The sequence below is a fragment of the Haloarchaeobius iranensis genome (assembly GCF_900103505.1).
GTDB lineage: Archaea > Halobacteriota > Halobacteria > Halobacteriales > Natrialbaceae > Haloarchaeobius > Haloarchaeobius iranensis.
Map to the genome: position 1 here is coordinate 91,112 of NZ_FNIA01000010.1, position 20,171 is coordinate 111,282.

Annotated in this window: 22 protein-coding genes; 16 read left to right on the top strand and 6 right to left on the bottom strand. The window is 66.4% G+C overall.

Annotated elements, in window-relative coordinates; translation table 11 throughout:
• Nucleotides 1-25: 25 nt before the first annotated feature.
• The gene (locus BLT27_RS10655; protein ID WP_089733681.1) at nt 26-607 is read left to right on the top strand and encodes an LURP-one-related/scramblase family protein; all 582 of its coding nucleotides are present in this window, start codon (nt 26-28) and stop codon (nt 605-607) included.
• 18 nt (nt 608-625) lie between these two features.
• Here BLT27_RS10655 and BLT27_RS10660 read toward each other — a convergent pair whose 3' ends face one another.
• On the bottom strand, nt 626-2,821 hold the full coding sequence (locus BLT27_RS10660) for a PAS domain S-box protein (RefSeq protein ID WP_089733683.1): 2,196 nt from the start codon (nt 2,819-2,821) through the stop codon (nt 626-628).
• 135 nt (nt 2,822-2,956) lie between these two features.
• Here BLT27_RS10660 and BLT27_RS10665 point away from each other — a divergent pair, with 135 nt between their 5' ends.
• From BLT27_RS10665 to BLT27_RS10680, 4 genes are all read left to right on the top strand, one after another.
• Nucleotides 2,957-3,934: an ROK family protein gene (locus BLT27_RS10665; protein ID WP_089733685.1), complete on the top strand. Its 978-nt coding sequence runs from the start codon at nt 2,957-2,959 to the stop codon at nt 3,932-3,934.
• A 124-nt stretch (nt 3,935-4,058) separates the two neighbouring features.
• Nucleotides 4,059-5,612: an LVIVD repeat-containing protein gene (locus BLT27_RS20415; RefSeq protein WP_089733687.1), complete on the top strand. Its 1,554-nt coding sequence runs from the start codon at nt 4,059-4,061 to the stop codon at nt 5,610-5,612.
• Between the two features lie 126 nt (nt 5,613-5,738).
• On the top strand, nt 5,739-7,268 hold the full coding sequence (locus tag BLT27_RS10675; protein ID WP_089733690.1) for an LVIVD repeat-containing protein: 1,530 nt from the start codon (nt 5,739-5,741) through the stop codon (nt 7,266-7,268).
• A 206-nt stretch (nt 7,269-7,474) separates the two neighbouring features.
• Complete coding sequence (locus BLT27_RS10680) at nt 7,475-7,846, top strand: NifU family protein (protein WP_089733692.1); 372 nt, start codon at nt 7,475-7,477, stop codon at nt 7,844-7,846.
• Nucleotides 7,847-7,993: 147 nt separating this feature from the next.
• Here BLT27_RS10680 and BLT27_RS10685 read toward each other — a convergent pair whose 3' ends face one another.
• Entirely contained in the window at nt 7,994-8,353 is a 360-nt protein-coding gene (locus tag BLT27_RS10685; protein ID WP_089733694.1) for a cell division protein SepF, read from the bottom strand.
• 208 nt (nt 8,354-8,561) lie between these two features.
• Between BLT27_RS10685 and BLT27_RS10690 the strand changes: the two genes are divergently transcribed.
• Both BLT27_RS10690 and BLT27_RS10695 read left to right on the top strand, forming a co-directional pair.
• Nucleotides 8,562-10,370 carry a S8 family serine peptidase gene (locus BLT27_RS10690; RefSeq protein WP_089733696.1) on the top strand — a complete coding sequence of 603 codons (1,809 nt, stop codon included), beginning with the start codon at nt 8,562-8,564 and terminating at the stop codon, nt 10,368-10,370.
• Between the two features lie 84 nt (nt 10,371-10,454).
• Nucleotides 10,455-11,162 carry a DUF1028 domain-containing protein gene (locus BLT27_RS10695; protein ID WP_089733698.1) on the top strand — a complete coding sequence of 236 codons (708 nt, stop codon included), beginning with the start codon at nt 10,455-10,457 and terminating at the stop codon, nt 11,160-11,162.
• On the opposite strand, the gene BLT27_RS10700 is transcribed toward BLT27_RS10695, so the two are convergent.
• A complete protein-coding gene (locus BLT27_RS10700; RefSeq protein ID WP_089733700.1) occupies nt 11,159-11,638 on the bottom strand; it encodes an RNA-binding protein in 480 nt (159 codons plus the stop codon). The genes BLT27_RS10695 and BLT27_RS10700 overlap by 4 nt on opposite strands.
• 129 nt (nt 11,639-11,767) lie before the next feature.
• On the opposite strand from BLT27_RS10700, the gene BLT27_RS10705 reads away from it, so the two are divergent.
• The 3 genes from BLT27_RS10705 (at nt 11,768) to BLT27_RS19755 (ending at nt 13,673) form a co-directional block, all read left to right on the top strand.
• Nucleotides 11,768-12,058, top strand: coding sequence for a DUF7562 family protein (locus BLT27_RS10705; RefSeq protein WP_089733702.1), 291 nt, complete (start codon nt 11,768-11,770; stop codon nt 12,056-12,058).
• A gap of 63 nt (nt 12,059-12,121) precedes the next feature.
• Complete coding sequence (locus BLT27_RS10710; RefSeq protein WP_089733704.1) at nt 12,122-13,417, top strand: RNB domain-containing ribonuclease; 1,296 nt, start codon at nt 12,122-12,124, stop codon at nt 13,415-13,417.
• 82 nt (nt 13,418-13,499) lie between these two features.
• Complete coding sequence (locus BLT27_RS19755) at nt 13,500-13,673, top strand: hypothetical protein (protein WP_175526435.1); 174 nt, start codon at nt 13,500-13,502, stop codon at nt 13,671-13,673.
• A 20-nt stretch (nt 13,674-13,693) separates the two neighbouring features.
• Here the strand turns inward: BLT27_RS19755 and BLT27_RS10715 are convergent, their stop codons facing one another.
• On the bottom strand, nt 13,694-14,122 hold the full coding sequence (locus BLT27_RS10715) for a DUF8147 domain-containing protein (RefSeq protein ID WP_089733706.1): 429 nt from the start codon (nt 14,120-14,122) through the stop codon (nt 13,694-13,696).
• A 106-nt stretch (nt 14,123-14,228) separates the two neighbouring features.
• Between BLT27_RS10715 and BLT27_RS10720 the strand changes: the two genes are divergently transcribed.
• Together BLT27_RS10720 and BLT27_RS10725 are read left to right on the top strand one after the other, a co-directional pair.
• The gene (locus BLT27_RS10720; protein WP_089733708.1) at nt 14,229-14,462 is read left to right on the top strand and encodes a DUF2061 domain-containing protein; all 234 of its coding nucleotides are present in this window, start codon (nt 14,229-14,231) and stop codon (nt 14,460-14,462) included.
• 487 nt (nt 14,463-14,949) lie between these two features.
• Nucleotides 14,950-16,425, top strand: coding sequence for a SipW-dependent-type signal peptide-containing protein (locus BLT27_RS10725; protein ID WP_089733710.1), 1,476 nt, complete (start codon nt 14,950-14,952; stop codon nt 16,423-16,425).
• Nucleotides 16,426-16,666: 241 nt separating this feature from the next.
• Here the strand turns inward: BLT27_RS10725 and BLT27_RS10730 are convergent, their stop codons facing one another.
• Nucleotides 16,667-17,692, bottom strand: a complete 1,026-nt coding sequence (locus tag BLT27_RS10730) for a tyrosine-type recombinase/integrase (RefSeq protein WP_089733711.1) — start codon at nt 17,690-17,692, stop codon at nt 16,667-16,669.
• Between the two features lie 335 nt (nt 17,693-18,027).
• Between BLT27_RS10730 and BLT27_RS10735 the strand changes: the two genes are divergently transcribed.
• On the top strand, nt 18,028-18,270 hold the full coding sequence (locus BLT27_RS10735; protein ID WP_089733713.1) for a helix-turn-helix domain-containing protein: 243 nt from the start codon (nt 18,028-18,030) through the stop codon (nt 18,268-18,270).
• Between the two features lie 5 nt (nt 18,271-18,275).
• On the opposite strand, the gene BLT27_RS10740 is transcribed toward BLT27_RS10735, so the two are convergent.
• Complete coding sequence (locus BLT27_RS10740; RefSeq protein WP_089733715.1) at nt 18,276-18,524, bottom strand: hypothetical protein; 249 nt, start codon at nt 18,522-18,524, stop codon at nt 18,276-18,278.
• 232 nt (nt 18,525-18,756) lie between these two features.
• On the opposite strand from BLT27_RS10740, the gene BLT27_RS19130 reads away from it, so the two are divergent.
• From BLT27_RS19130 to BLT27_RS19760, 3 genes are all read left to right on the top strand, one after another.
• Nucleotides 18,757-19,470, top strand: a complete 714-nt coding sequence (locus BLT27_RS19130; protein WP_139172306.1) for a hypothetical protein — start codon at nt 18,757-18,759, stop codon at nt 19,468-19,470.
• A 110-nt stretch (nt 19,471-19,580) separates the two neighbouring features.
• The gene (locus BLT27_RS10745; RefSeq protein WP_089733717.1) at nt 19,581-19,970 is read left to right on the top strand and encodes a DUF8023 family protein; all 390 of its coding nucleotides are present in this window, start codon (nt 19,581-19,583) and stop codon (nt 19,968-19,970) included.
• 21 nt (nt 19,971-19,991) lie between these two features.
• Nucleotides 19,992-20,144 (top strand): hypothetical protein, encoded by a 153-nt coding sequence (locus BLT27_RS19760; protein ID WP_175526436.1) that lies wholly within the window; start codon nt 19,992-19,994, stop codon nt 20,142-20,144.
• Nucleotides 20,145-20,171: the final 27 nt, after the last annotated feature.

Consider the following 20,171-nt stretch of genomic DNA (forward strand, 5'->3'; position numbering starts at 1 on the left):
GGCCAGGCGGCGGGCAGTGAGGGTGATGAGCACACCAGCACGCTACGACATCTCCGGCGTCGAACTCACGGACGACCGATACACGGTCATCCAGAGCCTCATCCGGAACAAGTACAGAGCCGAGGACGCGGCCGGTAACACGGTGCTGAAGGGGAAACAGAAGCTGTTCAAGATGAAGGAGGAGTTCCCGTTCACCGACGCGAACGGACAGGAGGTGTTCACCGTCAAGGCCGGCGGCATCATCGACGTGGCTGGCAACTACATGCTGTCCGACGCCCGGACCGGCGAGGACATCGTCGTGCTGGACAACGACTTCTCGCTGCTGCAGGACACCTGGCGGATTCGGGACGCGAGGACCGAGGAGGTCCTCGCCCGCATCGACTCGCGCGGCGCGGCGGTCACGCTCGCCCGGAACTTCCTGCCGTTCGGCGAGCTCATCCCGCACAAGTACGAGATCACGGACGCGAACGGGGACCACGTCGGCAAGATAAGCGGCCAGTTCTCGCTGAAGGACACGTACGACATCGTCATCGACGACGCCGACAGCGTGCCGAAGGAACCCATCATCGCGGCCGCGATGGTCATCGACGCCATCCAGGGGAACTGAGCGTCCTCGCGGGAGGCCTCAGGCCGGGCGAAGGTGGACGACGACCTCGGTGCCGACCTCGGGGTCGCCGAAGCTGACCTCGCCGCCCAGCGACCGCACCACCCAGTTGACGACCCACAGCCCGAGTCCGTCACCGTGTTCGACCTGCGAGACGTCCCGGTCGCCCGTGAGGAACGCCCGCTCGTGGGCCGGGATTCCCGGGCCCTCGTCGGTGACGTGGATGTCGACACCGGCTCCGTCGGCCACGACGCGGACGCCGACCCTCGGGGCGGGGACGTGCGTGTGCTGGATGCCGTTCTCCACGAGGTTCTCGACCGCGAGGTCGAGCCGCTCGTCGGCGTGGGCGACCGCCGTCCCGGGCGCGTCGACCTCGATGGTCGCCCGCGGGTAGCGGTCGCGGAGGCCGTCGACGAGCGGTTCGAGCCGCTCGACCACGTCCGTCGGTCCGGGCGTCAGGTCGGTGTCCTGCTGGATGACCTGCTCGAGCTGATGGACCTTGTCGGCGAGCCGGGCCACGTCCTCGGCACGGCCCGTGACGCGCTCGATGAGCGCGTGGTCGTCCGGGTCGTCGAGCCGGTCGTCGAGCTGGTCGAGGTAACCGATGACGACGCCCATGTCGGTGCGGAGGTTGTGCCGGAGGACACGGTGCAGCACCTGGAGGTGCCGTTCGCGGTCGTGCTGGTCGGTGATGTCCGTGTAGATGCCGAAGGCGTGGGTGCCCCGCTCGTCGGCACGGTACGGGATGCCGCGGAACAGGAAGTACCGGTCACCATCGGCGGTCTCCCGGCGTACCTCGGCCGAGACGGGACCGCCGTCCCCGGCGAAGGTCCGGCGGTCGAGCTCGCGGCCGGTTCCCTCGTCGTCGGCCGGCACGAGCACGTCGTTGACCGACTCTCCGACGATCGCGTTCCTATCGTGGCCGAAGACGCGCTCGAACGCCGGGTTCACCGTGTCGATGACCGGCTCATCCCCCTCGAAGCGGGCATCCACGATGGGGTCCGGGAGGTGTTCGAACAGCGAGCGGAAGCGGTCGCGCTCCTGGGCCAGCCGCTCCTCTGTCTCGACGAGGTCGGAGATGTCCCGCACCGCGCCGATGGTGCCGCGGAACTCGCCGTCGTCGCTCGGGAGCAGCGAGACCTCGACCTCGATGGGGACGTTCGTGCCGTCGGCCCGGACGCCCACCGTCCGATACGTTCGGCTCCCGTCGTCCCCGGAGTCGTGCAGCTCGGCGACGAGTTCGGTGCCGCGTTCGAACCCGCCCTCGTCGAGGAACCTCGAGACGTGTTCGCCGACGAGCTCGTCGCGTTCGTAGCCGGTCGCCTCGACGATCTGGCGACTGACGAGGACGATGCGAGCGCTCTCGTCGAGGACGTACACCATCTCGCGGACGTTGTCGACGACGGTGCGGTACAGCTCCAGCGTCTCCTCGCGGGCGGTGCGCTCGAAGGCCGCGGAGGCGTTCGCCGTGAGTATCTCCGCGAGCTGGACGTCCGACTCCTCGACGTCGGTGACGCTGCCGGTCCCGACCGCGAGGACGCCGTGGTCCCCGAGCGGGAAGTACAGCGCGGCGTCGTCGTCACGGCGCTGCACGGTCGGCTGGCCGGTCTCGAACACGCGCCCGACCGGCGGCTCGCCCACATCGTACGCAGGGTCGTCGCCGCCCGCCGCAGGGGTCAGACGCTCCTCGTGGTCGTCGACGAGCCAGACCGTCGTCCACTCGAAGTCGAGCGTCTCGACGGCGGCGTCGACGATCACGTCGGCGATCTCGTCCGGCGAGTGGATGGTGAGCAGCTGTCGCGCGGTCGCGAGCAGTCCGCTGAGCGTCCGCTCGTCGGGTCTCGTCGGGTCCTGCTCCTGTGAGAGGACCGTGACCCGCTCGGCGAGCCGGCTCGGGGGGTCGTCCCAGATGGCGAGCGGGAGGTACTCCGACGCAGTCCCGTCGGCGACCGCGGCGGCGACCTCGTCGCTGGGCTCGTCGGTGACGAGGATACTGGGGACGTGTGGGTACGCGCCACGCAACCGGCCGAGGAGTTCGAGCCCGGACAGCCCGTCACGCTCGTTCGGGCAGACGACACAGTCGACGGGGTCGGTCGCGAGGTGGTCGGCGGCGTCGGCGTGGTCGTCGACGACCGTGGCGGCGACGTCCGGATGGTCCGACAGGAGCGGCTCCTCGCCGGAACCACGGACCGACAGGACCACCGGACGCGAGCTCATGCGGGTGAAGTCACTCGGACGATGGGCAGGCGCCTACATGAAACTGTCTCCCCTCACACACCAACGGGGGCAGCAGTACTCGAACACGAGTAAATCTAACCGCTTAAGTGCCAGCCCGTCCGTGTCACTCGTAGCATGGCCACCTACGCGGGCGTCGACCTCGGCGCGACGAACGTCCGGGCGGTCGTCGGCGACGGCGACGCCCGTATCCTGGGGTCGCACCGAACGAGCACGCCACAGGGTCCGACCGGAATCGCTGTGACCGAGGCGGTCCTGGACACGCTGAAGAACGCCTGCGCGGACGCCGGCCTCGACCCAACCGACGTCCGCGCCTGCGGTATCGGCTCCATCGGTCCCCTCGACCTCGCCGAGGGTGCGGTCGAGGACCCGGCGAACCTCCCCGTAACGGTCGAGCGCATCCCGCTCTCGGGCCCCATCGGGAAGCTCATCGCCAGCGACCAGGTGTACCTCCACAACGACACCGCCGCCGGCGTCATCGGCGAGCGCTACCACGCCGACCGAAACCCCGACGACATGGCGTACATCACCATCTCGTCGGGTATCGGCGCGGGCGTCTGCGTCGACGGCGACGTCATCGCCGGCTGGGACGGCAACGCCGGCGAGGTCGGCCACTACGTCGTCGATCCACGGGGCCGACTCACCTGCGGCTGCGGGAAGGACGGCCACTGGGAGGCCTACTGCTCCGGCAACAACATCCCGAACTACGCACGGCTGCTGGCCGAGGACGACCCCGAGGTCGACACCAGCCTGCCGCTCGAGGACCCCGATTTCACCGCGAAGGACGTGTTCGACGCCGTCGGCGAGGACGCGTTCGCCGACCACGTCGTCGACCAGCTGGCGCACTGGAACACCATCGGCGTCAGCAACGTCGTCCACTCGTTCGCCCCGATCGTCGTCTACATCGGCGGCGCGGTCGCGCTCCACAACACCGAACTCGTCCTCGACCCCATCCGCGAGCGCATCGACGAGATGGTGATGACGAACGTCCCTGACATCCAGCTCACCACGCTCGGCGACGACGTCGTGGTCAAAGGTGCGCTCGCCAGCGCCCTCACCGGCGGCACAGGTGACAGGTCACGGACACGTCACTGACACGACGGTGGAACCGGCTCGGTCGGCCCGACGACCGTCTCCCCTTTCGACGCGCGAACTAGTAACAAAAAGACATCTTTGAGCTTCCTGAAGCTTTAGTTAGGGGGGGCCGTTGGATGCGGGTATGGAGCGAAGAGATGTACTCCGTGCAGGTGCAGGCGCGCTCGCACTGGGTGCGGTCGGAGGGACAGTTTCCGCAGCAGGACAGCAGGACGCCTACGAGCCACTCGGCAGCGTCGACATCGAGGGGACGATGGAGGTCGCACCGACCGAGGACGGGCAGTTCGCCTTCGTCGCGACCGGCGACGGGTTCGTCTCGGTCGACATCTCGGACGAGGCGAATCCGAGCATCGCCTTCGAGGACCGCGACCTGCTCGCCGACCGCGACGCCGGCCCGATGCAGGCCGTCGCGGACGTGAAGGTCGACGGCGACCGCCTGCTCGTGGTCGGCCCCAACCAGGCCGGCGAGGTCATCAAGGCAGCACTCCTCTACGATATCTCCGACCCCGCGAACCCCGAACAGCTGGCGGTCCAGACCGTCGACCACGCCATCCACAACAGCATCTTCGTGGACGGCTACGCCTACCTGACCAAGGGCGACCGGTTCCGCATCATGGACACGTCGAACGACGAGTTCAGCGCGGTCTCCGAGTGGGGCATCCACCAGACGGCGGACATCTGGAGCGAGGTCAACGCCGCGTTCCGGAACGTCCACGACCTGTGGGTGCAGGGCGACTACGCCTACCTCGCGAACTGGGACGCCGGCACCGTCATCGTCGACATCGCCGACAAGGCGAACCCGTCGATGGTCAGCCGGCTGGGGGGCGCGGACCCCCAGAAGCTGGCACAGGTCCAGCAACAGGACCTCACGAGCATCTTCTACCAGCCGCCCGGTAACGACCACTACGTCACCGTCGACGAGAACGCGGAGACCCTGTACGTCGGCGCGGAGTCCTGGGACGCCAACCCCGAGGACGACCGTCGCGGCGCGAGCGGCATCGACGTCTGGGACATCTCCGACAAGACCAGTCCCGAGAAGCTCACCACCATCCACGCGCCCGGCGCGGAGGACGAAGGCTTCCAGGGACAGTTCACCACCTCGCACAACTTCGCTCTCAGCCGAGACCGCCTCTACACCTCCTGGTACTACGGCGGCGTGATGATCCACGACGTCTCGGACCCCGCCAGCCCGGAGCGCATCGCCTGGTGGCGCGACCCCAGCAACACCCAGTTCTGGGGCGCGAAGTACGCCCGCTCCAACGGTCCGGACGCCACGGGCATCTTCGTCGCCGGTAACATGGGGCCCGGCCAGGACAACACCGGTGGGCTCTACGTCTTCCCCGACACCGACGGCGAGATGGCGGAGCCGCCGGGCGTGTTCACCCCGCCGGAGGAGACCAGCATCGTCACGAGCGTCGACTGGCCGGACTACGTCGACGCGGAGAGTCCGAACACGCAGACCCCGACCGAGACCCCCACCGAGACGCCGACCGCGACCCCCACCGAGACGCCGACCGCGACGCCGACCGAGAGCGGGACGACCGCGATGGACGGCACCACCGCCGGCACGACCGAGAGCGGCGACGACGGTGGCTCGCCCGGCTTCGGCGCAGTCACCGCCCTCGCAGGCCTCGGCCTCGGTGCCGCGCGCTTCCTCCGCAGCAACGACGGGGAGTAGCGAGAGTTCGAGCGCCAGCGAGAACCCTCGAACCGAAACGGCGAGTCTCGTGAGTCGCGGAGCTCCGGAACGTCCTTCGGTCTACGTTCCGGCAGTCTTTTTTCGATTCGAGCGTTTCAGGAGTGTATGCAACGACGAACCCTCCTTCGCGCCGGTGCCGGCGCGGTCGCAGCCAGTACGCTCTCCCGTGCCGTGGCCGCCCGCGGGACCACCGCGTACGAGCCGTCCGGTGAACTCCAGATCGACGGCGCGGCCGAGGTCGTCCTCGGCGACGACGGCTCGACGGCGTACGTCGCCGCGAGCACCGGGTTCGCGACCGTCGACGTCACGGACCCGACCGACCCGACCCTGCTGGCCGAGGAGCGCCCGATACAGACCAGTGGCGGGAGCGCGGCCCGCGAGATCCTCGACATCAAGGTCGACGGAGACAGGCTGCTCGTCCCGACCGCCGCACAGGGTGGCGGGCCGCTGGGATTCTTCCTCTACGATATCTCCGCCCCGACCGACCCGACGCAGATCGGCGACTTCTTCGATACGCCCCACGGCAACCACAACTCGTTCATCGAGGACGACGTCGTCTACCTGACCGGCAACACCCAGCGGGCAGCCTACCTCAGCATGATCGACGTCTCGGGCGATGAGTTCGAGCAGCTCGGCCGCTGGTCGCCGAGCCAGGACCTCGATGCGGGCTGGAGCGAGGTGCTCGGCAAGGTCCTCCACGACATGTACGTCCAGGACGGCATCGCCTACTGTGCGTACTGGGACGCGGGCACCTTCCTCGTCGACGTCTCGGACCCGGCGAACCCGGAGTTCCTGGTCCGCATCGGCGACTACCAGTTCCAGGAGCTGCGCGAGTGGAGCCGGTCCCGCGCGAGCACCGACTACACGGAGCCGCGTGGCAACTCACACTACGTCGCGGTCAACGACGACGCGAGCGTCCTCGGCGTCGGCCGCGAGACGTGGGACTCACAGACCGACGACGACCACGGCGGGCCGGGCGGCATCTCCCTGTACGACATCTCCGACCCGACGGACCCCACGCACCTGTCGAGCATCGAGCCGCCCATGCCGACCGACGGCGACACGACGCAGGCAGGAACCTGGACCACATCGCACAACTTCCAGTTCGTGGGCGACCGCCTCTACACCTCGTGGTACCAGGGCGGCGTGAAGGTGTTCGACATCGCCGACCCGACGAGCCCGGAGCAGCTCTCGTGGTGGCGTGACCCGTCCTACGCGTTCTGGACGGCGGTGACGACGCCCGACATCGACTTCTACGCCGCGACGAGCTACAGCAGCGTGCCCGGCGCGGAGAACGACGCCCTGGTGCTGTTCCCGGACGAGGCTGGCGAGCAGTCCTCGGCGCCGTCCAGTCTCGTCGATGCGGACCCGCTGGTCCGCGCCGAGAACGAGTTCTCCGTCGACCTCCCGGGCGCGTTCGACGGGAGCGACGACGGCACGACGACGCAGCCCCCGACGGCCACGCCCGAGCCCACGGCAACGCCCGAGTCGACACCCTCGTCCGAGCCGACCGCCACCCCGATGTCGACCGAGAGCGGTGACGACGGTGGCTCGCCGGGCTTCGGCGCGGTCACCGCCCTCGCAGGCCTCGGCCTCGGTGCCGCGCGCTTCCTCCGCAGCGACGACGGGAAGTAGCGAGGGTTCGAACGCCAGCGACTCGAACCGAAACGGCGAGCGCAGCGAGCCGTGAAGGAGTAGGGGGATTCGGAGCGAGCGCAGCGAGCACCGCCGCAGGAACCACCGTGGCCCGTGGTGCGGGAACGTGGTTCCTCACGGTCGTTCCTGTCGAATCGTGCGACAGAGACCCAAAGCTTTCTCACCGTCGGAGTGCCTAACAGTGAATGATGAGTACCGACGCGGCCGAGACGGACGACGCGCTCGCCGAGCGGGTAGAGCAGTGGCTGGTGCGGGAGATGCCGATAATCCAGATGCACGGCGGGACCAGTTCCGTGCGGCGGGCCGACCTCGAGACCGGTGAGGTCGTCGTCGAACTCGGCGGCGGCTGTTCGGGCTGTGGCGTCGCCGATATCACCACGGGTAACATCGAGGCGGAGCTGCTCCAGTGGCCGGAGATCGAGGAAGTGACGGTGCGCGTGCCCGAGAGCGGTGAGTCACTCGGCGTCGACCAGGCCGAGTCCATCATGGGCGTCGACCGGACCGAGGGTGGCCGTGGCGACTGGGGCTCCTCGAACCCCGGCAAGGACCACCTCTGAACTGCGCAGCCGCTGTCAGCAGTGGCGAACAGGCGGTGCATCGGCTCCCGCGCGGGGCGCACCGCACTCCCGCCCAGACCGCCGCGCGGCCGAGTCGTGGCTGACGCTGGCTCTGGGTGCGGCTTCGGCGATAAAGGCTGGTTCCGCTCAGTCGCGGCCGAGCTTCTCGCGGCTGATCTTCACGCCCGTCGGCGTGACGATGAGCTGGTCGTCCCCCTTCTGAACGATGTCGCCGTCGACCTCCTGGGCGACCTGTCTCAGTTCGTCGACGATGTGTTCGACCGTCCTGTCCTCCGTGCGCAGGCGTGTGATGTCCGCGATGACGAGGTCGCCGTCGTAGACGGCGTCCTTGATGTCGATCGCGTCGGCCTGCCCGGCGACCTCGGCGATGTGAACCTGCATCGCCGCGTCGCCCGAGACCGTGTCGAAGTCGTCGAGGTCGAGTTCGAGATAGTCCTCGGTGCTGTGAGAGTTGTTTCCGCCGAGGATCTTGCTCATGAGGCCCATGAGTGTCTACCTACGGTGGCGAGCGTTTAGTTCTTACGTCAGACACGGCCGGCGCCACCGGAGTTGCGGGCGAGCGCGAACCGTCAAGTCCTGTCGGGGGCAGAGAAAATTTTGGAAATTCGCAATGATTGATGGAAATTCCACCTTACCTAATGCAAGTGCCAGACATAGTTAACTATTTAAGCCATGGTGCGTGACACCTGTCCGCATGGTCAGAGACACCAATGGCGTTTCCCGGCGGAAATTGTTGAAAGGGGTCGGCGCTGGACTGGCAGCGACGACGATGGCGGGCGAAGTCGTCGCGGGCGAGGGCGCACAGGACGTAATCGTGGGCGTATCCGACGACCACGGGCTCCAGACGGCCCGGGAGCGAGCGTCGTCGGTCAGACACGAGTTCGACTTCGACGACATCGGGCAGGCCGTCGCAGGGCGGTTCCCGGCCGAGGCCATCGACGCGCTCCAGAACAACCCACACGTCCGGTACGTCGAGCGTGACGGCGAGTACCACGCGCTCGCCCAGACGCTCCCGTGGGGTGTCGACCGCGTCGACGCCGACGTGCTACACGGCAACGGCGACACAGCCAGTGGGGCAGACATCGCCATCCTCGATACGGGCATCGACAGCGACCACCCCGACCTGGCCGACAACATCCAGGGCGGGAAGTGCTTCACCGACAACTGCTGTGGCGAGGCCGGCGGGGGCGGCGGCCCGTTCGGTTGTGACACGAACACCAACGACTGTCCCAACGCCTGGGACGACGACAACGACCACGGTACACACTGCGCCGGCATCGCGGACGCGGTCGACAACACGGAGGGTGTCGTGGGCGTCTCGACGCAGGCGAACCTCTGGGCCGGGAAGGTGCTCGACGGCTGTGGCTCGGGCTCCCTGTCGGCCATCGCAGCCGGCATCGAGTGGGCGGCCGACCAGGGCTTCGACGTGGCGTCGATGTCCCTCGGTGCCTCCTCGGGCGACCAGACGCTGCAGGACGCGGTGCAGTACGCCGCGAACCAGGGGCTGCTGATGGTCGCCGCAGCGGGCAACGACGGCCCGTGCTCCGACTGCGTGGGCTACCCGGCCGCCTACCCGGAGGTCATCGCGGTCTCCTCGACGGCCAGCGACGACAGCCTCTCGGACTTCTCCTCGACCGGCCCGGAGGTCGAGCTCGCGGCACCGGGCACCGACATCTACTCCACGGTCCCGAGCGGCTACGCGACGTTCTCGGGCACCTCGATGGCCTGCCCGCACGTCTCCGGCGCGGCCGCCCAGGTGATGGCGACGGGCGCGACCGCCTCGGAGGCCCGCACGATACTCCAGGACAGCGCCGAGGACATCGGGCTCGCCGGGAACGAACAGGGCTACGGGCTCGTCGACGCCGAGAACGCCGTCGCGGCCGCCGGCGGTGGGGATGGTGGTGACGCCGCACCCAGCGTCTCCTGGGCGAACCCGGCCGGCGGCGACACCGTCAGCGACACCGTCTCCATCCAGCTCAGTGCTTCGGACGCCGAGGACAGCGACGACAGCCTGATCGTCGAGTGGAGCGTCGACGGTGGACCGGCACAGACGGCGTCGTACGACAGCACCTCGGGCTACTACGAGGCCAGCTGGGACAGCACGGGCGTCGCCGACGGCGACCACACGCTCTCGGCGACGGCGACCGACGCCGCCGGCAACACCAGCAGTTCGTCCATCACCGTGACGACGGACAACAGCAGCAGCGGCAGCACGGCGCCCGCCATCGACGAGTTCGCGGTCACCAACAACAGCAACGGTGGCTGGGCCCGCTTCGACGTGGACTGGGCCGTCTCCGACGCCGACGGCGACCTCGCGTCGGTCGACCTCGTCCTCGACCAGAACGGCACCGCCGACTCGGCGAGCGACAGCGTGAGCGGCTCCAGTGCCTCCGGCTCCACCCGGCTCCAGGACAAGAAGGGCTCGGGCAGCTACGACGTCACGCTGACCGTAATCGACGCGGCCGGCAACACGACCAGCCAGACGAAGACGGTCACGGCCTGACGGCTCCGTCGGGGCCACGGTCACGGTCCCGCCTCGACTTCCGGCACACCGGCTTTTTTGCTCGGCTCGCCCCAGCACCCGGCTATGACGTTCAGTATCTGCGTCCACGAGACGTACACCGACGAGGATGGCGAGGAACGGGACCGCTTCGGCGTGGCGGTCACTACCCGGCTCCCCGGCGTCGGGACGCTCTGTCCGTTCGCCAGCGAGTCCGGCGCGGTGGCGACACAGAGCCTCGTCAACGTCGAACTCGGCCGCAAAGGTATCGAGTACGTCGACGGCGGGCTCGCGGTCGAGGACGCGCTGCAGTCACTCCTGAACGCCGACGAGGGTGCCGAGAACCGCCAGCTCCACGGCGTCGACGCCGACGGCACCTTCGTCTTCTCCGGCGAGGAGTGCAAGGACTGGTACGGCCACGTCGAGGGCGAGCACTACACCGTCGCGGGCAACCTGCTGACCGGCGAGGCCGTCATCGACGCCGTCGCCGACGAGTACGAATCGAGCCGCGAGGCGGACCGCCCGCTCGCCGAGCGACTCGTCGACGCGCTGGCCGCGGGCCACGAGCAGGGCGGCGACAAGCGCGAGGAGCTGCACGTCCAGAGCGCCGCGCTCCTCGTCGAGTCGACCGAGGAGCGCGTCGTCGACCCCTACTACGAGGACCTGCGGGTCGACGCGACGGAGACGCCCATCGCGGACCTGCGGGAGACCTACGAGTACGCGGTCGAGGGGTACGAGATGGCGATGGAGCTGTACGAGGACGGCCTCGACTCGGTCGACGGGGACGAGGACTAGCCGGAGAACTGGAAGAGGTCGTCGCCGACGTGGTGGATGGACTCGACGACCTTGCCCGAGTCGCCGACCATGTCGTCGCCGTCGACCTTCGCGCGCCCGACCGCGAGCACCTTCCCGTGGGTCTCCTCGGCGATGACGACGAGGTCGCCCGGCGCGATGTCCGCGGTGGCCTCGACGATGCCGGGCCGCATCACGTCGGCGCCGTCCGAGACGAACGAGATGGCACCGGCGTCGACGGTGACGACGCGGCTGGTCGGTTCGGTCGCGTTCGCACCCGCGACGGTGAGGAACGGTTCGTCGTCGACGTAGAAGACGGCGGGCTCGCCGTCGACGAGGACGACGTCGAACTCGCTGTCCTCGAACTCGACCAGTTCGTACGTGTCGCCGTCGAGGTCGACGCCGAGTGCGTCGGCCACGCTGCTTTCGACCTCCCTCACGTCGTCGCTCCGGAGGTGGTGTCGGGACTTCACCTGCATATCCCAACCCTCCACCGGGAGCCGCATAAACCGGTCGTTCTCGGCGAGCGGTCCAGACGGGCGGCCGCACTTAAACAGGGTGAGAAACTCGCGGTAACGTCTTTATACGGGCCCGCCGTTGGCCAACCCATGTGGGGTTCCCGGCGAGACGGCGACGACGGCCCCGTGACGTGCATCGCGTGCGGCGACGAGGTCCCTCGCGACGACGCCCGCGAGTACGACAAACACGGCAACCGGTGGGAGCGCACGGACAAGCAGTTCGAGTACCTCTGCAAGCCCTGCGACCGGGCCTGCTGTCACCAGCCGCGGAAGGGCCTGGAGTCCATGCTCGTCGACCTCGGTGCCGGAGAGGTCTCCCGGGAGGAGTTCCTCGCCCGCTTCCACGACGCGACCGTCGAGGCACAGGAGCACTCGGACTGAGCGAGCGGTCGCCGACGCGGCCACCCCGATACGTTTTCCCGTGCCCCCGACGTAGCCCGGCCCATGACCGACGACGCCAGCGCGCAGGCCGCCGCGGGCACCGCCGAAGGACAGGGCCCGGTCGAGATCGACGAGGAGCTCGCGCGGCATCTCGAGAACAAACGGGAGGAGCTGTTCGAGAAGTTCGAGATCGCCGACGCGTTCCCACCGGAGGTGCTGGAGGAGGCCGAAGAGCGCACCGAGGGCGTCCAGCAGGAGATAGAGGACGAACTCGACGAGCGCGAGGACCTGCGGGACCTGACGACCTGGACGACCGACCCCGTCGACGCACAGGACTTCGACGACGCCATCTCCATCCGCGAGAACGAGGAGACGTTCACGCTGTGGGTCCACATCGCCGACGTGACCCACTACGTCCACCCCGAGAGCGCCATGTGGGCCGAGGCCGTCGAGCGCGGCAACACCGTCTACCTCCCGGCGTACACCATCCATATGCTGCCGCCGACGCTCGCGGAGACGGTCTGCTCGCTCGTCCCCGAGGAGGACCGCCTCGCCCACACCGTCGAGATGGAGCTCGACAAGGAACACCTGAGCTACGAGTCCATCGACATCTACAAGTCCGTCATCCACTCGAACGAGCGGCTCACCTACACGCAGACGGAGGACCGGCTCGAGGAGCCGGACGCCGACCTGCACGACGAGATCTCGCTGGTGTTCGACGTGGCCGACCGGATGCACGAGCAGCGCAAGGAGGACGGCTCGCTCGTGCTCAACCCGCGCCGCGACCGCGCCCACACCATCATCGAGGAGTGCATGCTGAAGGCGAACAAGGCGGTCACCCACGAGCTGATGTGGAACCGCGGCGTCGAGGCGATGTACCGCGTCCACCCCCAGCCGACGCCCGACGAGTGGGACAAGGCTCTCGTCGAGATCCAGGACCTGGACGGCGTGAGCATCCCCGGCGAGGCCTGGGACGACCCCCGGAAGGCGGTGAACGCGACGCTCGAACAGGCCCCCGGCCGCCAGCTCGGGAAGATACAGTGGGCGGTCATGAAGGTGATGCCCCGGGCGAAGTACATGAGCGACCCCTTCGGCGGCCACCACGCGCTCAACTTCGACATCTACGGCCACTTCACGAGCCCCATCCGTCGGCTCTCCGACCTCATCAACCACTGGATCGTCTACACGAACGACGTGCCCGAGGACCTCGCCGCGCTCTGTTCGCGCGCCTCCGACAAGCAGAAGGCCGCCGAGCAGTGCGAGCGCGAGTACAAGGGGTTCCTCCAGGAGGTCGGCCTCGACCCCGACGCGGTCAACAACCGCGGCATCGAGGTCGTCGACGACCCCGACGAGGAGTGACCTGCCCGTCGACGCGCGCTCGTGGCCCAGCTCTGCCGCCGTCGGCGGTATCCCTATCCTCGATGCGGTCGTACCGACAGCTATGTACCGTGTCGTCCTGCCGGAGGGTGTCATCGAGTGCGACGACTACGAACACGTCGAACACGGCCTCGAGTGCTACATCGACGGCACGTTCGCCGCGTTCGTCCCCTACGAGAACTGCTACGCGCTCGTCGACGAGGCGGTCGTCGACGGGGACGAGCGCTCGGTCTGGTAGACGAACGGAAGTCGGACGGCTCAGGCCGTCGGCGGACGCCGGACGGAAACCGTCCGCCGGGCCGTGACGTACGCGACGACGGCCACGACGAGGACGGACGCCGGCAACCCGAACACGAGGACGGCGACTCCGAACTCGCCCACGTCGAAGACGATGGTGGCGGTCCCGAGCGGAACGACGACCAGACAGGTCGCGACCGCGACGACCGCCGCCCGGTACGCTGCGACAGCGCCGGCGTCCAGCTCACCGACGCGGCGGCGCTCACGGTAGCGCAGCGTCGCCACTGCCGCGAGGAGCGCGGTTACTCCGACGGTGACCGCGACGGGCGCGCCGACCAACAGCGACGGCCAGATGTACGGGTCGAGCACCGCGGTGACCGCGATTCCTGTCGCGAGGAACGCGAGTAATCCGACGGCGAGGCTGACGAGGGTCTTCGAGAGTATGCTCATACCCGGCTAGACGGCTGCTCGAGCGATATACCCGGACGCTGCTTCTCGCCCCACGGGAACGAGGGCACCCCAACCGTCATGCGAACACCTCACGTAGGCAGCCGACATGGGCGCGTTCTCCTCGCTGCTGGCCCGGACGCCGAACCAGCTCCGCTCGCGAGCCATCGTGAAGACGCTGCTGTACCGGGTGCTGATGGTCGGCATCACCATCGTGGTCGCCTTCGCGGTTACCGACGACGTGCTGGCCTCGGTGAACATCGGGCTGGTGACGAACGCCGTCAAGACTGGGACGTACTACGGCTACGAACGCCTCTGGGACCGCATCGCCTGGGGTGTCTGAACGCGGGACGCACCGCTCGCTGGGCGTGCAGGTGCCCCGGAGAACGCTCCACTACGAGCCCTTGTCGCGAGAAGCACTTAAACGCCCCCCGCTGGTCGGTCCGGCTCCACGACCGACGTGGAGTCAGCGTCGCCCCCGGCGGACCGGGGCAGTGGCGGGGTCGCACGGGCACTCCGAACACGCCGCCCCACGTCGGGCCAAGGAACCGTTACCGCTCGCCGCCACCGCCACTCGTACTGGGCCGGGTACCGACTCCACTGGTGGGACCACCGAAACTACCGATTATCGCGTGACTGCGTCGGGCGTCGACCACGGTCTCAGGGTGATGCTTCGGCCGGGCGTGCCATCCTATTGGCGTATTTGAAAGTCCCGTTCGATTTAATTTCTCCGTTGAACGGTGACGTGTCGCCGTATAACTACGGGGCTACTGGTGCTCGTCTCTCCCGTCCGAACTGCCCCACGTATCGGGGGTTCGGGGGGACTACTCATGACAGACGAACACACGACCGGACTGACGCGGCGACGCATCCTCGGCGGCATCGGCGCCGTCGGTGTCGCCTCCGTCGGAGCTGGACTGGGGACGAGCGCGTACTTCAGCGACACCGAATCGTTCGAGAACAACACGCTCACCGCGGGCGAGCTGGACCTCAAGGTCGGCTGGCAGCAGGTGTACTACGGGCCGAACGGGTCGGAGCCGCCTGCGGGGCCGGTACGCCCACGGAACGAGGACCTCGGGGAGTTCGTCAACGCCCACCCGGACGAGGGTGCCGGCGACGAGGGCGACGACGGTGAACAGTCGGTCGTCGTCGACGGCGAGACCGTCACCTGGAACGACGGTGGGCCGACGGGCGGAGAGACCGACGTGACCGACGTCGTCAGCTGCGACACCATCGACGAGAACTACGCGGACGACTACGGCGACCAGGAGACGCTCGTCGCACTCGACGACGTCAAACCGGGTGACGGCGGCCAGATAACGTTCAACCTCTGTCTCTGTGACAACCCGGGCTACATCTGGCTCACGCTCGCGAACTTCACCGAAGGCGAGAACGGCATCACCGAACCCGAGGGCGAGGTCGACGACACAGGCGACGACGGCGAGCTCGCCGAGAACATGAACGTCTACGTCTCCCTCGACGAGAACTGCGACTCGCGGTTCAACGACGAGGACACGACAGTCTGGTCGGGCACCCTCGCCGAAGCGCGCGAACTCGTCGAGGCCGGCTCGAACGGGCTACTCCTCTCCGAGGACTGCTTCGAGGGCGGCGAGTGCCACTGCGTCAACGTCGGCTGGGAGGTGCCCGAGGATGTCGGCAACGTCATCCAGACCGACTCCGTCGGCTTCGACATCGGCTTCTACACCGAGCAGTGCCGGCACAACCCCGACCCGTGCCCGTGCCTGACCGACGAGTTCGTCGTGGAAGCCGGCGGCGAGCAGCACTGCGTGACCGCCGTCGAGGGAGACATGTCGGTCGAGGAGTTCTACAACTACAGTCCGCATCAGGCCGGCGAGCCGGCCATCGGCTACACCGAGAGCGACCGCAGCCAGCTGTTCCTCTACCGGAACACCGACTCGGGCGAGACGCACCTCGTCATGATCCACGACACCGTGAGCGACGGCACCGGTGGCGCGGTCACCTTCGAGTTCGACTTCGAGGGCATCGCCCCGGGCAGCTGGGCCGTCCAGGACGACCCCGAGGACGTCTACACGACCGACAGTGGCGTCATCTCGCAGGCCGACTGGACCTGGGCCGGCGGTCCCACCGACGGCGGAGTCATCCCCGTCGACGGCGACCCGTTCAAGATCGACATCACGCCCGCGTTCAACGACGACGCCAAGCGTGATCCGCTCACCGACGGCGACATCACCTCGTGGGTCGCCCTCTCGGGCGACGACGCCGCCGTGGAACTGCCGATGGACGGGTCCGTCAGCATCTACCCGTGCGACGGGAGTGACCTCTGACGGAGCGGTAGCCATCCGTCACCGGGTGACCCACCGTCGACATCCCCGTCACGCTTTAAGTACTTCTCGCGACAACGGCTCGTAGTGAGGAGTTCTGCGGGGACTACGACGGCGAGCGACAGTTCTGTTCCGGGAAGTAGTCCACCACCGGAGTCCGTGGCTCGCAACGTAGTCCGTCGAGAATCGGGATGGACTCGCTGGGGTTCGGTCAGCGAGACCGCTATAGGAGGGCCGATTTTCCTCAGACATTGTTCTTCACCTCCCGCATGATGCGGCGACGGACCTCCATCCGCTCCCGCTCCGTCCGCGTATCGTAGTGCTTGTCGAGCACGTCGGGCGACACATCCATGCGGTCACTGGTCACCTCGACCGGAACCCCGTCGGCCAGGGCTTCCGTAATCGCACCGCGACGAAGCGGGTGCGCGCTCGTCGACGACGGGCACTTGCTCGCCGTCTTCTGCGACTGCATCGCCTCGCAGTCCTTCGGATCACGGTCATGGGGGCAGTCCGCCCACACGCAGGGCCGCGTCACCCGGTAGATCGTCTCGCGGATGCTCGTCTTGCTCAGTCGCCCGCCGTGGGCCGACGTGAAGAACGGTTTCCGGCCGTAGTCGTCAGTCCCACCGTGGCGCGAGTGCGCCAGGTAGTCGTCGAGGACCGCCGCGACCTCGGGCGCGAGGGCCACGTCCCGCTCCCCGCGCTCCTCGTTCTTCAGCGGCGTCCCCTGGTCGGGACGATGCCGGAGGCACAGACACGGCTCGCTCTGGTCGTAGTCCGACACGTCGAGCGAGTAGAGCGCGCCCATCCGCATTCCGGTCTCCCAGAGAATCAGGAACATCGCGTGGTCCCGGCTCGCGTACCGGAAGGTGTCGAGGAAGTCGAGCACCTCGTTCGCGCGCTCGGCGCGGAGCACGTCGTCACGCACGTCCTCGCCCACGCTGATGTTCGGCATCGGTACCGACTCGCGCAGGCCTTCCTCGACGGCGTCGATATCCGCCCAGTGGTCGAGCGCGACGCGGAGGGTAGCGAGGTGGTTCTTCAGCGTGACCGCCTTGACCACGCCCTTGCGCTTGTTGTAGAACTGGTACAGGTGCCGGCCCGTCAGTTCGTTCAGGTTCTCAATCTCCCGCTCCTCGCAGAATTCGAGGAACGGCTTCAGTCGGTACTCGTGGTTCGCCAGCGTCTGCTCGCTCACGTTCCCCTTCCGGACCTCCAAGTACAGCTCGACACCCTCCTCGGGCGACAGCGGTTGCAGCTCGTCGCTCATCGCGCCACCTCGGGGGAGACAGCCGAATGGAGGGCTCTAACAGCAGTCGAGACAGCCGATACTCCAGCATCGTGCGGGGATTTATCCCCCGCGTCATCGTTCGCGTACATGGTTTCCGTACTCAGGCTACGGAAGCCCGCGCGGACCGGTGTGCCAGCACCGGGTCCGCTCGTTTTCATGCAGGGACCCATCGGCCAGCGACGGGTCCGCGAGTAGCTTCCGTTACAGCCACTATCTAATGCGTTGTAGTTAACTATTGTGCTATAACCAGCTATTCCGCTGGCGTCTTTGACAGACAGATTATAGTCCGGTCGGACTGAACCGCGTCCATATCCATGGGAGGCCGAAAGCCGACGGTGTCGGACAGGGAGATACTCGGTATCTTTGCCGAGACGACCGAGCCCGTTCTTTCGGCCAGCGAGGTAGCCGACCAGCTCCCAATCGGTCAGACGGGGACCTACCAGCGGCTCCGTGAACTCCACGACCGGGGCCTGCTCGACACGAAGAAGGTCGGGCAGGGGCGGGCATGGTGGATCACCGACGAGGGCCGCACGTTCGTCGACGAGGAATCGGACTGAGTGCATCATGGCGCACCCTCCTCGCCGTACACGTCGTGGTACGGTCCCCACTCGGTGACCAGCTCTAACTCGTCGCGGTCGTAGTTCTCACCCGTCCGCTTGTCGTGGAGTTCCTGGAAGACTGCTTCCTGATCTCCTCGGGCGCACGCTTGACACCAGAAGTGGTTGTTCGTCGGCTCCCAGTTCCGGTGTCCGTTCGGGCAGGTCCATCGCCAGCGATCCAACTTTTCGTCGAGATTGATTCGAAATCCCATCCGACCGGGACTGAGGGGAGTTTATGTAAAAGTCCGAATCCTTGCGTACAGTGAAAGTGAAACTGTAATCGAGAGCCCGTAGACTCCTTGATATTCGGTAGAGTAGACATGAGACTGCAGTCTGGCAATTTTATCCCCAGGTGAAAGTGATGCCAGGGTCTAATAGTTGAAACTCAATCCTGTGTACTCAAGCCAACAACTAAGTCAAGATAGGAATAAGTTGCCAGGAGACATGACCGACGAAAAAGAGTGTTTTATAATATGCCCTCTGGGATCGAAAGACTCTGATGAGAGAACTCGATCTAATAAATTGCTGGAGTATATTGTTGAAGAGCCGGTGGCCGACCATGGCTACACTATAGAGCGAGCTGACGAAATTTCCCAACCCGGGAGTATTACTTCACAGATAATAGAGAAGACCATTGAAAGTGAACTCGTTATTGCGGATTTGACGGATCACAACCCGAACGTCTTCTACGAACTCGCAATACGTCACGCCACCGGAGAACCGTACATACAGTTGATTGACTCGTCTCAAAGTATACCATTCGACATTGCAGACGAGCGGACGATTCACTACGAATTCGATGTTAAAGCAGCAGAGGAAGCCTCTGACGAACTGAGATCCCAAATAGAAACAATTGAGGACGGTACTGAGATAGATAACCCGATCTCCAGAGCAGCGAATATCCAATCTTGGAGGGAAAGCGATGACCCAGCACAACAAAATCTTGCCGAGTTATTCGAGAGCGTGACCTCAATGCACAAGCGACTAGAATCTATTGAGCGACGCATGGAAAGTAGCGGCATCTATTATCCAGAACAAGCGACTCTCGACGAAGTAGCAGCAGCAGAAAAAAGCGGAGTGAGAGTTGGGAATTTGAAAGAAAGACAAAATGAAGTGAACCAAGCAGTCGAATCGAGAACAGAGAACAACGAAGACTAATAATAATCGACGAATCGTTGTTTCTTTTCCTCACATCGGACCACTACCATTCTAGACGGCTATTTGATTGTGGGAGTTAAGTTCCATTTCCTAGACTGCTGGCGTGCAGCATGTCGAGAAACCAGATCGACCTCGTCGACGTTGTCGCGCTGATCCTGGTCCCGTTCATGGGCGCTATCGCGCTCGGGACCATCGGGATGCAAGTAAACGTGTTCGGGAACTTCGCGTTCTCGGACGTTCTCTGGTCGGCCTCCAGCGTGGAGCTGACCGCCGCCGCCCTCCTCTCCATCGCAGGCACCGGCTGGATCGTCGCCACCAACGAGATCGACGGCAGTAGCTACGAGAACTACGAACTCGTCATCCTCGCCGTCACCCTCGGCATCGTTCCCGCGTACGTACTGATTCCGGCTGTTCGGGCCTTCGCTGGCATCGACGCCATCTCGTTCATCCTCGCGATGGTCCAGTCCGGCGGTGCCATCCTCGTCAGCTACGTCGAGTAACCCCGCTTTCCCATCCCATTCATGAGTACCCATCAACCGCCTGAACCCGGCAGAATCGTGCTCCGTGGCTTCGACCCGGAAACCACCCAGCAGCTCGAACGCATCATCACCAAGGCGGGCATCCGCCAGCGCGTCATCGACCGCCAACCCGACAGGGGTGAGAGCCGTGAGTGACCCGACCGCCCGACTCGCGGGATTCGC

Bases quoted from the DNA above. Each gene is read 5' to 3' on its own strand.
- BLT27_RS10655 (WP_089733681.1), top strand. From the start codon at position 26: ATGAGCACACCAGCACGCTACGACATCTCCGGCGTCGAACTCACGGAC.
- BLT27_RS10660 (WP_089733683.1), bottom strand. From the start codon at position 2,821: ATGAGCTCGCGTCCGGTGGTCCTGTCGGTCCGTGGTTCCGGCGAGGAG.
- BLT27_RS10665 (WP_089733685.1), top strand. From the start codon at position 2,957: ATGGCCACCTACGCGGGCGTCGACCTCGGCGCGACGAACGTCCGGGCG.
- BLT27_RS20415 (WP_089733687.1), top strand. From the start codon at position 4,059: ATGGAGCGAAGAGATGTACTCCGTGCAGGTGCAGGCGCGCTCGCACTG.
- BLT27_RS10675 (WP_089733690.1), top strand. From the start codon at position 5,739: ATGCAACGACGAACCCTCCTTCGCGCCGGTGCCGGCGCGGTCGCAGCC.
- BLT27_RS10680 (WP_089733692.1), top strand. From the start codon at position 7,475: ATGATGAGTACCGACGCGGCCGAGACGGACGACGCGCTCGCCGAGCGG.
- BLT27_RS10685 (WP_089733694.1), bottom strand. From the start codon at position 8,353: ATGGGCCTCATGAGCAAGATCCTCGGCGGAAACAACTCTCACAGCACC.
- BLT27_RS10690 (WP_089733696.1), top strand. From the start codon at position 8,562: ATGGTCAGAGACACCAATGGCGTTTCCCGGCGGAAATTGTTGAAAGGG.
- BLT27_RS10695 (WP_089733698.1), top strand. From the start codon at position 10,455: ATGACGTTCAGTATCTGCGTCCACGAGACGTACACCGACGAGGATGGC.
- BLT27_RS10700 (WP_089733700.1), bottom strand. From the start codon at position 11,638: ATGCAGGTGAAGTCCCGACACCACCTCCGGAGCGACGACGTGAGGGAG.
- BLT27_RS10705 (WP_089733702.1), top strand. From the start codon at position 11,768: ATGTGGGGTTCCCGGCGAGACGGCGACGACGGCCCCGTGACGTGCATC.
- BLT27_RS10710 (WP_089733704.1), top strand. From the start codon at position 12,122: ATGACCGACGACGCCAGCGCGCAGGCCGCCGCGGGCACCGCCGAAGGA.
- BLT27_RS19755 (WP_175526435.1), top strand. From the start codon at position 13,500: ATGTACCGTGTCGTCCTGCCGGAGGGTGTCATCGAGTGCGACGACTAC.
- BLT27_RS10715 (WP_089733706.1), bottom strand. From the start codon at position 14,122: ATGAGCATACTCTCGAAGACCCTCGTCAGCCTCGCCGTCGGATTACTC.
- BLT27_RS10720 (WP_089733708.1), top strand. From the start codon at position 14,229: ATGGGCGCGTTCTCCTCGCTGCTGGCCCGGACGCCGAACCAGCTCCGC.
- BLT27_RS10725 (WP_089733710.1), top strand. From the start codon at position 14,950: ATGACAGACGAACACACGACCGGACTGACGCGGCGACGCATCCTCGGC.
- BLT27_RS10730 (WP_089733711.1), bottom strand. From the start codon at position 17,692: ATGAGCGACGAGCTGCAACCGCTGTCGCCCGAGGAGGGTGTCGAGCTG.
- BLT27_RS10735 (WP_089733713.1), top strand. From the start codon at position 18,028: ATGGGAGGCCGAAAGCCGACGGTGTCGGACAGGGAGATACTCGGTATC.
- BLT27_RS10740 (WP_089733715.1), bottom strand. From the start codon at position 18,524: ATGGGATTTCGAATCAATCTCGACGAAAAGTTGGATCGCTGGCGATGG.
- BLT27_RS19130 (WP_139172306.1), top strand. From the start codon at position 18,757: ATGACCGACGAAAAAGAGTGTTTTATAATATGCCCTCTGGGATCGAAA.
- BLT27_RS10745 (WP_089733717.1), top strand. From the start codon at position 19,581: ATGTCGAGAAACCAGATCGACCTCGTCGACGTTGTCGCGCTGATCCTG.
- BLT27_RS19760 (WP_175526436.1), top strand. From the start codon at position 19,992: ATGAGTACCCATCAACCGCCTGAACCCGGCAGAATCGTGCTCCGTGGC.